Source organism: Nostoc sp., from assembly GCF_054880495.1.
Map to the genome: position 1 here is coordinate 1 of NZ_JBTYKD010000075.1, position 9853 is coordinate 9853.

General features: G+C 43.0%; 10 protein-coding genes. 6 read left to right on the plus strand and 4 right to left on the minus strand.

Annotated elements, in window-relative coordinates:
• Positions 1 to 99: 99 nt before the first annotated feature.
• Entirely contained in the window at positions 100 to 1926 is a 1827-nt protein-coding gene (locus tag ACYTXL_RS08770) for a M16 family metallopeptidase (protein WP_461924381.1), read from the minus strand.
• A gap of 151 nt (positions 1927 to 2077) precedes the next feature.
• Here ACYTXL_RS08770 and ACYTXL_RS08775 point away from each other — a divergent pair, with 151 nt between their 5' ends.
• Positions 2078 to 2692, plus strand: a complete 615-nt coding sequence (locus tag ACYTXL_RS08775) for a TetR/AcrR family transcriptional regulator (RefSeq protein ID WP_461924382.1) — start codon at positions 2078 to 2080, stop codon at positions 2690 to 2692.
• A 220-nt stretch (positions 2693 to 2912) separates the two neighbouring features.
• Here the strand turns inward: ACYTXL_RS08775 and ACYTXL_RS08780 are convergent, their stop codons facing one another.
• On the minus strand, positions 2913 to 3353 hold the full coding sequence (locus ACYTXL_RS08780; RefSeq protein ID WP_461924383.1) for a DUF4332 domain-containing protein: 441 nt from the start codon (positions 3351 to 3353) through the stop codon (positions 2913 to 2915).
• Positions 3354 to 3822: 469 nt separating this feature from the next.
• Between ACYTXL_RS08780 and ACYTXL_RS08785 the strand changes: the two genes are divergently transcribed.
• The 5 genes from ACYTXL_RS08785 (at position 3823) to ACYTXL_RS08805 (ending at position 7460) form a co-directional block, all read left to right on the plus strand.
• Positions 3823 to 4359, plus strand: a complete 537-nt coding sequence (locus ACYTXL_RS08785; protein WP_461924384.1) for a hypothetical protein — start codon at positions 3823 to 3825, stop codon at positions 4357 to 4359.
• A gap of 517 nt (positions 4360 to 4876) precedes the next feature.
• Complete coding sequence (locus ACYTXL_RS08790; RefSeq protein WP_461924385.1) at positions 4877 to 5710, plus strand: CheR family methyltransferase; 834 nt, start codon at positions 4877 to 4879, stop codon at positions 5708 to 5710.
• A 117-nt stretch (positions 5711 to 5827) separates the two neighbouring features.
• Positions 5828 to 6142: a DUF433 domain-containing protein gene (locus ACYTXL_RS08795; protein ID WP_461924386.1), complete on the plus strand. Its 315-nt coding sequence runs from the start codon at positions 5828 to 5830 to the stop codon at positions 6140 to 6142.
• Positions 6139 to 6504 (plus strand): DUF5615 family PIN-like protein, encoded by a 366-nt coding sequence (locus ACYTXL_RS08800; RefSeq protein WP_461924387.1) that lies wholly within the window; start codon positions 6139 to 6141, stop codon positions 6502 to 6504. The genes ACYTXL_RS08795 and ACYTXL_RS08800 overlap by 4 nt, the downstream gene beginning before the upstream one ends.
• A gap of 176 nt (positions 6505 to 6680) precedes the next feature.
• Positions 6681 to 7460 (plus strand): hypothetical protein, encoded by a 780-nt coding sequence (locus ACYTXL_RS08805; protein ID WP_461924388.1) that lies wholly within the window; start codon positions 6681 to 6683, stop codon positions 7458 to 7460.
• Positions 7461 to 7511: 51 nt separating this feature from the next.
• On the opposite strand, the gene ACYTXL_RS08810 is transcribed toward ACYTXL_RS08805, so the two are convergent.
• Together ACYTXL_RS08810 and ctaD are read right to left on the minus strand one after the other, a co-directional pair.
• On the minus strand, positions 7512 to 8114 hold the full coding sequence (locus tag ACYTXL_RS08810; RefSeq protein ID WP_461924389.1) for a cytochrome c oxidase subunit 3: 603 nt from the start codon (positions 8112 to 8114) through the stop codon (positions 7512 to 7514).
• A gap of 92 nt (positions 8115 to 8206) precedes the next feature.
• On the minus strand, positions 8207 to 9853 hold the full coding sequence (ctaD, locus tag ACYTXL_RS08815) for a cytochrome c oxidase subunit I (RefSeq protein ID WP_461924390.1): 1647 nt from the start codon (positions 9851 to 9853) through the stop codon (positions 8207 to 8209).

The following is a 9853-nucleotide window of genomic DNA, read 5'->3' on the forward strand; positions in this document are numbered from 1 at the left end:
CCGGGGTTGACGTGCCAGTTGCAAGGACAAATGTCTTTGTTTGGGATGTTCGATCTGGGCTAAAGCTCAGTGTCTTTAGACCTGAGTTGCTTACTTCTCTTAAGCTTCTTTCGACAACAACTTACCAATCGTGCGATTTTCCGGCGTAAACGTCTTTTTTGCCACCCGCTCAATATCAGCCGTCGTCACCGCCGCAATATCATCCAACTGCTTAAACAAATTCCGCCAAGAGCCAGTTTTCACCTCATATTCCAATAATTGTTGAGCCATCCCCATATTTGAATCGAGGGTACGTAACAAACCCGCCCGTGCTTGGGTTTTCACCCGTTGCAAATCAGCCGCCGCTATCGGCTCAGTTTTTAATTTGTCAATTTCTTGGCGCAAAGCTACCGCCAATTGATCAACTGTATGACCAGGAGCCGTGAGAGCATAGAATAACATCAGGTTTGGGTACTTATCTCCAGGAAATCCGCTAAAACCTTGAGCATTAAGCGCTAAACGTTGCTTTTCTACCAAAGACTTATACAACCGCGACGTGCGCCCATCACTTAATAAACTGCCAATGATTTCATAGATTGCATTATCTGGATGGGTAATTGCCGGACGATGATAACCTTCTAAATACCAGGGTTGAGAAGGTAGCCGTAAAGTAACTTCGCGTGTTTGTTGTTGTGGCGGTTCTGTCGGGATTTGTTCAACAGCTTTGGTTTTTGGTTGATAGCGGCCAAAATAAGTTTGCGCCAGTTTTTTTACCTGAGCCGCGTTCACATCTCCGACAATGGCGATCGCTAAATTACTTGGTACGTAGTGAGTATCAAAAAACTTTTGGACATCATCTGGTGTCAGATTACGGATATCTTCGTCATAACCAATCACCGGACGCTTGTAGGGATGGACTTTGTAAGCAGTATCAACAAATTTCTCCAGCATCAGTCCAATGGGTGAATTCTCCACCCGCATCCGCCGCTCTTCTAAAATTACATCTTTCTCTTTATAAAACTCACGACTAATTACCGGATCAAGAAATCGCTCCGACTCCAACGACATCCAAAGTTCCAGCTTATTGGCAGGAAAGCTGTAAAAATAACGGGTGGCTTCGTTAGAAGTATTGGCATTTAAACCCACGCCTCCGGCTTGTTCGACAATTTGCCCCAATTGGTTTTGCAAAATTAGCTTACCCGCTTGTGATTCCACTTGCTTAAACTCAGTTTCTAACCGAGCAACCTCAGCTTTTTTGCCATCGGTTTTCGCTGTTTTAATTTGAGCATCCAACCGTTCTAATGCTTCAAGTAGAGGTTTTTCTGCTTTGTAGTCTTTTGTACCAATGCGTGTTGTGCCTTTAAACGCCAAATGTTCCAGAAAGTGAGCTACACCAGTTTTGCCATCTACCTCATCCACACCACCGACATTCGCATAGGTAAGAAAAGAAACTACAGGCGCTTGATGTCGTTCTAAGACAATGAATTTTAGACCATTGTCGAGGCGAAATTCCCTTAACTGCTTGATGACTCGATCCAGATATGGTTGGATCGAATTTTCAACTGGTGGAGTTTGAGTTTTGATTTCTTGGGGAGGAGATGCCGTCTGAGTTTGAGCCAGAGCAATTTCTGGCAGCAATCCGCACCAAAGGATGATTAAAGTTGACAAAGTGACAAACAACCGCCGCAATGTGACAGATACTTGATCTGACCAATCCAAAACCGTTCGACTGACTTTTACTGAGCTTGCCTGCCCTGAGCCTACGTCGTTCGCGCAGCGTCTCGTAGAGAAGGGTCGAAGTAGCGTTCGCGTAGCGTCTCGTAGAGAAGTCGTACTCCTTCGGAGAAGCAAGCTACGCGTAGCGTTCCGCAGGAAAGTCCCAAATTTGAAATCGTTCGCGTAGCGTTCCGCAGGAAAGTCCCAAATCAACCGACTGTTCTGGTTCATAAGCAAAAAAATTAAGATAAAGTTACACTAACTACAAAACAGGACACTTAGCCAAAGAGCGTTAATCTTGTATTAAGTTTTCAGGGTTTTTTCTGCTTGAAGTAGACAATAATGCTACAAATCCTGCTTTACATATCTCACCATAACTTTTATGCGAATTTTTAATTCTTCCCCGCCCTCAGAAGCTCAGACACGCACGCGGATTTTAGAGACGGCACAACGATTGTTTGCCTCTAAGGGATTTGACGGCACTACCACCCGCGATTTAGCACAAACAGCAGGTGTAGCTGAAGGCACTCTATTTCGTTATTTTCCTAATAAAAAAGCAATTTTGGTGGAAGTAGCTACTAGTGGCTGGGTAGAGATTCTCACAGATTTACTCACAGAATTAAGTGAAATGGGTAACTATAAAGCGATCGCTCAGGTGATGCGCCGGAGGATGTGGAATTTCCAAAAAAATGCCGATTTGATGCGTGTTTGTTTTATAGAGGTGCAGTTTCACCCCGATTTGCGCGATCGCATTCAATTAGAAGTGATTACCAAAATGACTGATGTGGCCGAAGCCTTCTTTCAGACAGCGATGGATAAAGGCATTTATCGTCAAATGGATGCCAAGCTAGTTGCGAAAGTTTTCTTGGGAATGTTTGCGATCGCAGGTTTTTCCAATAACACCATCATCGAACCTGACGCTTCCCCCCAACAAATGCAGGAAATGGCAGAAGGACTTGCTGATATCTTCCTGAATGGAGTCTTGATCAAAGAGTGAATAATTATGAGTTAGGAGTTATTAAGTAGGAAGGCACAATTAAATATAAGATAAAACCTCACCCTCAATCCCTCTCCGTGAGTTCGGAGAGGGAAGCCAGAGGCAGAGTAAGGTTTTATATTTAATTTGACCCACTTACTTAGTTATGAATTTTAACTGTACAGACGCGATTAATCGCGTCTCTCCAAAGAGACGTGATTAATTGCGTCTCTCCAAACTCCTAATTAATAATTGCTTGCGCCTGCTGACTCCACTGTTGTACTAGCTCAATTGCTGGACACAAATCTCGTCGCTGCATTGTTGCTACCTGCAAACGCATAATTTGTTGGTGTAATCTATGAGTTGGAGTTTGAGCTAACTGCGCTACAGAACCAATACCCGCATGGAGCAATAAACCACAATATTGTGTCCCCACACTGGGAATACGTGCCAAGTCAGCCAAAGCCATCCATTTATTTACATATTGAAGATGAATTTGTAATTTATTTGCTAACGCTAGTCTTTCCTCTAAAGTTTTTCCTTGTTTAATTAGCGCTACTGTGCTAGTAATCCCGCAATTTTGCAGTTGAGATTGTTCCTCGTGGCTTAGTCCAGGCAATTCCTCAATTGGCCAGTCACGAGATTGGCTAGGACTTCTACTATTTGTGTGTTTAGCAGACATTTTTGAAATTAAAATATAGGTTTGTTTAAATATTGTGACAGTCGCTTCTTTGCAAAAGTACGCTTTTGCAGACAATAGACTTCTTGCATAAATCAAAAAAAGAACCCCACCCCGCTTTTAACTTACCTCAAATTCTCCCCTAAGAGCCTGCGGGGAGGAGCTGAGATGTTAGGGACTTTTGCAAGAGGTCAATGCCATTGCATCGGGTGGTAAGGGACTTCCAAATAAAAAAATATCCAACTATTTATTGTGGGGTGGGCGACACGAGAGCCTTTGGTTACTGGGCGGGCGGAGACCGCCCACCCCACAGCATACACTGTACTGCAAGGTCAGTGTAGGTAGTTCACAGACACGATATAGTCATGTATCTCACAAACAAATTTTGGCTTTTAGATTCTCTCTCTAGATAAAAAATCTTTCTCTCGGTAGATAGGTGTACTAACATTATTATGGCTGCTATGTTACCAATATGACGATAGTAAGAAAAAATACTGTAAATACAACCGTAAGTCCTTCAGTAAGTCTTCCAGAAAACTCGGCTGAAAAGTATAAGGAAGCAGAGCGGATGCGTGATGTTCTGCTTTTATTGCAAAACTTGATTAACAGTGAAGAAGCCACTGTGAAACTAATTCTGGATTGTCTGTATGATGTTGGTTCAGTCAATCTGATCAATCAAAAGCTTCGCTTGAAACCCTTAAATAGGGTGATGAAATTAATTGCCCGGATGTCGAAACCAGTTTTTAGAACTTTAGCTTTAAATTGGTTTAAAAAGAACTGTCCCCAACTGATTACTAATTGGCTACATACGCAGGTGTCTTTTAAAAATCCCCAAAATACACCCCAAAAAGTAGCTATCGAAGTTGTACAACTGGAACCATATTCTATTCCACAGAAACAAAGTCTGAGCCAAGAGATTAAAAATCTGCGCTACCAGGTTAGATGGCTAGCTGGGATTTCAATAATAGCGATCGCCATTTTAGTAGTAACAGTCACTTGGTTAAACTGAAACCCATAACCAGCACCGGGATCAAATTTAATTGATTCAGCAAGGTATTTTAGGCGTAAAATATGTTAGATTTTGCAGCAATCTTAAATGGTTTGTAAAAATCTTCTCTATTTGTTTTCTTGTGGTGCATTTGCTGCGCGTAGTTTACTTAAGCATAGAATTAGGCCTGTTGTTATCATTATTTTTTCTTGATCACCTATCTAAAATTCTTGTATGAGCAAATAATTATAATTTCTAATTTATAATTGATGCTAAAGACCAACTAAATTGATTTATGGAAATTACTCAAAGTCCAGCATCATTATTTCAAAAAGCCCATTCATGCCTGGGCTAATAATTATAAATTACGAATTACGTTAGCGTTCGCGTAGCGTCTCGTAGAGAAGCGTTAGCGAGTCATCGTACTCTTACAGAGAAGCAAGCTACGCTTTTAGCATCTCGTAGAGAGCGTTATTACGAACTTGTACTGAGCGCAGCCGTTGGCGCAGCCTCTCGTAGAGAAGTATTACGAATTATTATGCCTTTGCCCAAACCAACCTTAGAGGACATCGAAATACATCTGCTCTTGGAAGGGCTGTATCAATACTACGGTTATGACTTTCGTGATTATGCTCTTTCTTCACTCAAGCGGCGTATTCAGAGCTTCATGCAGTTAGAGGGGTTAGCAAATGTTTCGGCATTGCAAGAGCGTTTACTGCATAACCGTGTCTATTTGGAACGATTTTTGCTTGCTCTGACGGTGAATGTAACATCAATGTTTCGTGATCCCAGCTTTTATAACACCTTCAGAAATCAAGTTATCCCCTTCTTACAAACCTATCCATTTATTCGCATCTGGCACGCTGGATGTTCAAGTGGTGAAGAAGTTTACTCAATGGCAATTTTGCTTCAAGAAGAAGGACTTTACCACCGTTGTCGCATATATGCCACTGATACGAACGAGAAGGTATTACAAAATGCCAAAAGTGGGATTTTTTCCCTAAAACTGATGCAGGAATATACTCAACTTTATTTAAAAGCAGGCGGCAAGAAGTCTTTCTCAGAATATTATACAGCAGGTTATGATAACGCGATTTTTCGATCATCTCTAAGAGAAAATGTTGTTTTCGCCCAGCATAATTTAGCAACTGACAGTTCTTTTAATGAGTTTAATGTTATCCTTTGTCGTAACGTCCTCATATATTTCAATCCGGTACTTCAAAAACGGGTACATGAACTGTTTTATAATAGCCTCTGCACCTTTGGCATCTTGGGTTTAGGAAGACAAGAATCTATCAGGTTCACCTCTTATGAGCAATACTATGAAGAAATAGTCAAAGGTGAGAAAATATATAAGAAAATTGGAGTGTAGTTGGACAGCTATATCCTAAACTGCTCTAGGCTATTACCATCGCCTTCCACCAAGGTTTCACCAAACCATTCCTTGGCCCTCTTGCCATCAGATTAAGCTAAGATCCTTATAAAAGCATTGAGTGTAGAGGAAAACACTTTGGCTGTAGCAGTTAACATTGGTAGTTTGATTGACTCTCATCCTGGAATTCATGGGGGTACTCCTTTGATTGCAGGCACAGGAGTTACCGTTCGTCGAATTGCAATTTGGCATAATGGGGGTCATAGCATAGAAGAAATTGCCCATGAAATAGGGCATTTAAACTTGGCGCAGATTTATGCGGCATTAACCCATTACTACGCCAACAAAAATGAAATCGATTTGGACATTGCAGCAGATGAAGCTGAATATGATCGCCTCCTAGCCTTGCACAGTTCTAGTAAACAATCGTGAGTCAAATTCGTCTGTATACCGATGAGGATTCTAACCGTCGGGCAATTGTGCAAGCTTTAAGAGAGAGGGGTATAGATGTAATAACGAGCTTGGAAGCAAATCGATTAAGATACCCCGATGACGAGCAGCTTATATGGGCGACGGAACAAGGCAGGGTGATATATAGCGGCAATGTGCGAGACTTTTACCGTTTGCACACCGAGTTTGTCACACGCGGACAACCTCATGCAGGTATACTGCTGATGCAGCAACAGCGATTTTCAGTGGGTGAGCAGGTACGTAGAATATTGAAACTGTTGGTGATAAAATCAGCTGAGCAGATGCACAATCAAGTTGAATTTCTCAGTGATTGGCTTGATTGAAGTGCCAGAGGCTTGCAGAATGGTGGTTTTCTGTAAATGCTAGATTGACTTTTCGGACTTGACAGTAGATATCGCTGTCAAAAGACAGTCTGTCATACATTTTTAATTGTGTTCAGAAGATATACTTGGCATCGCTTAAGGTAAATTACAGATTAAAGTCTTAAAGGAGATTGTCGATGCAACTTCTCGAATGTCCTCCTGTTGCAGTCATTGCTGGAGAAAATGCGGTTCACGTTTCTCAACTACCTTCTACATGGCAAGACATTGCTAGAGGAAGCGCGAGTGTTGGACTTGACTATCCCCAAAGCTATGTTGAGATGGCACAGTTGTTCTTATATAAATTAGAGCATGGTGATGTTGACTTGTTTAGCGATCGCCCCCAACTAGCTCACTTGATACCCTCATTCTCCCAGCTATTTGCCCAACTGGCGTGGGAAACTCTGGAGTTTTTTGGGCAGGACTTTCTCAAACACAGCTATCCGAACTTTGCAGAAATTCTTTGTGATGTGGAATCAAAGGGAATCGAGTTCGCTGATGAAGTAAAAGTGGCTCGCATTGGTATAGATTTATTTAATGAGTTTGGTTATGAACTACCTGCCAGCTTCTATCATGTGCATCTAGCACCAATTTACCGCGATCATGTTTTTGAAGAACGTGCCTTACGATTTGATCAGCGCGATATCGAACACAAACGCCCTTGGGATGCCATACTCCATGCAGGTAAGGTGTTTGCTATTCAGATGAAGGTGCAAAGTATTGCTTCTAAATACGGTTTTACTTATCAACACGGCTGCGGTTGCAACTCTCATCTATCTTCCATTGATGTATCTCGTGGGGCATTTGAATATGAATTGAGTCCCGAAAAGCGTCAGCGATGGCTTCGCAGTTTCATTTGGACTGCTTGGTATGAGTATGCCTTCTTTGCGATCGTACCAAATACGAGTTATTTAGTGTAAAGCTAAATGGAGCAGAGGGAAAAATTAGTCCCTCATGCTTGCCATCAATATTTACTGCCAAACATAGATAAGGATAAACAAAATAATCCAGATAACATCAACAAAGTGCCAAAACAACGAAGTTGCATTGACGCCAAAGTGACCTGTTTCATAGTTACCAGGAATGAAAGAACGACCCAAAACAATCAACTGTAACAGGATACCTGTAAGAACGTGCAAACCGTGGAAGCCCGTTAACAAGTAAAATGTGCCACCGAATGTCCCGGAGGTGAAGCCAAACTCCAGATGGCTCCATTCAATCGCTTGTCCAACTAAAAAGTAAGTTCCCATTGCGATCGTAGCGAAGAGATACAGGCGAAACCCTTTCAAGTCATGGCGTTGAAGGGCTTTTTCTGCTAAATAAATCACAAAGCTACTGGAAACTAGAATGACTGTGTTGATTGCCGGATCTTTTACTTCTAATCCGGAAACACCAGCTGGTAGCCAGTTAGGAGTTGTTGTTTTGTAGATGATATATCCGGCGAAAAAACTTAAAAAGATAACGCTTTCGGACAGTAGGAAGACAATGAAGCCAAACATTTTGTTGCCTTCTTCGTCGTGGCTATGTTCTGCGCTTGTTTGGTGCAATTCATTTGAATTGATATAGCTGTCCATTTTGCTTTTAGTTTGAGGGGGAGTTTGAAACGCACTAGGTAGCGGAGGGAAGCGCAGAGGTACGCGGAGGGTTTCTGTGGCTTCCCTTTGGGTTATTCTGGGAGGTTGGCTGTTAAGCGTTCTGATTTGCCGTAGCCGTAGGGTTTGGAGATGATGATCGGAATTTCTTCAAAGTTTTCTACTGGAGGAGGTGAAGAAACTAACCACTCTAATCCAATTGCCCGCCAAGGATTAGCAGGTGCTTTCTCGCCTTGCATCCAAGAAATCACCATGTTGAAGATGAAGGGCAAGGTGGACATTCCTAAGAGAAATCCGCCCAGGCTAGCGATCACATTCCAGAATTGATACTCTGGGGCGTAAGAGGCAACTCGACGTAACATTCCTTGCAATCCTAATGGGTGCATAGGCAAAAAGTTAAGATTGGTGCCGATGAAGGCTAACCAGAAGTGGATTTTACCCCAGCTTTCGGAGTACATCCGCCCAGTCATTTTGGGGAACCAGTGATAGATGGCAGCAAATAAGCCCATCGTCACTGTGCCGTAAAGGACGTAGTGGAAGTGTCCCACCACAAAATAGGTATTGTTAACGTGGACATCGACCGGTACTGAGGAAAGCATGATCCCTGTGATGCCGGCGAACACAAACATGACTAATCCGCCCAAGGCAAACAGCATGGGGGTATTTAACCGCAGTTTCCCGCCCCAAATAGTTGCTACCCAGGCAAATACTTTAATTCCCGTCGGTACAGATACACACATCGTTGTCATCATGAAAACCAACCGCATCCAGCCTGATGTACCACTGACGTACATGTGGTGTACCCAAACAATGCCACTGACTACGGCAATCAAGATCGATGAAACGGCAACTACTTTGTAACCAAATAGAGGTTTACGTGAATAAACTGGGAAGATTTCTGAGAAAATCGCAAAGACGGGCAAAATAATCACGTAAACGGCGGGGTGGGAGTAGAACCAGAAGTAATGCTGGAACATGACTGGATTCCCACCCTTTGCGGGGTCGAAAAAGGCGGTGCCAACTGTGAGGTCAAGTAGCAACATCACCGCACCAGCTGTCAGTGCAGGTAATCCGAATAGTTGGATAATCTGGGCGCTGAATACTCCCCAGACAAACAACGGCATCCGAAAGAAGCCCATTCCTGGCGCCCGCATCTTCACGATTGTGGTGACAAAGTTCACTGCCCCCATAATTGAGGATACGCCGGATATTGCCACCGCTAAGAGCCAGATAACTTGACCATTAATTAAGTTACCTGTGGGATTCTGGAGACTGACTGGCGGGTAAGACCACCAACCGGCTTGGGCTGGGCCACCAGGGACGAAGAAGCTACCCATCATCAAAATCCCAACTACTGGCACCATCCAAAAGGCAACGGCGTTGAGGCGGGGAAATGCCATATCTCGCGCCCCAATCATTAATGGCACTAGATAGTTAGCAAAACCAACTAGGGAGGGAAATGTCCACAAAAACAGCATCACGGTGCCGTGCATGGTGAACATCCCGTTGTAGACGGTGCGATCAACTAAATCTGATTCGGGTGTTAGTAGTTCTCCCCGCATCACCATCGCAAAGATACCGCCGACGAGAAAGAAGAAGAATGAAGTAACGAGATACTGGATACCAATAACTTTATGGTCTGTACTAAAGCTAAAGTATTCTTTCCAGTTACTTGGAGATTCGTGGTTAGGCTTCTGATTCGGGAGAATGATGCCTTCAAT

Bases quoted from the DNA above. Each gene is read 5' to 3' on its own strand.
- ACYTXL_RS08790 (WP_461924385.1), top strand. From the start codon at position 4,877: ATGCCTTTGCCCAAACCAACCTTAGAGGACATCGAAATACATCTGCTC.
- ACYTXL_RS08805 (WP_461924388.1), top strand. From the start codon at position 6,681: ATGCAACTTCTCGAATGTCCTCCTGTTGCAGTCATTGCTGGAGAAAAT.
- ACYTXL_RS08785 (WP_461924384.1), top strand. From the start codon at position 3,823: ATGACGATAGTAAGAAAAAATACTGTAAATACAACCGTAAGTCCTTCA.
- ACYTXL_RS08775 (WP_461924382.1), top strand. From the start codon at position 2,078: ATGCGAATTTTTAATTCTTCCCCGCCCTCAGAAGCTCAGACACGCACG.
- ACYTXL_RS08770 (WP_461924381.1), bottom strand. From the start codon at position 1,926: ATGAACCAGAACAGTCGGTTGATTTGGGACTTTCCTGCGGAACGCTAC.
- ACYTXL_RS08810 (WP_461924389.1), bottom strand. From the start codon at position 8,114: ATGGACAGCTATATCAATTCAAATGAATTGCACCAAACAAGCGCAGAA.
- ACYTXL_RS08780 (WP_461924383.1), bottom strand. From the start codon at position 3,353: ATGTCTGCTAAACACACAAATAGTAGAAGTCCTAGCCAATCTCGTGAC.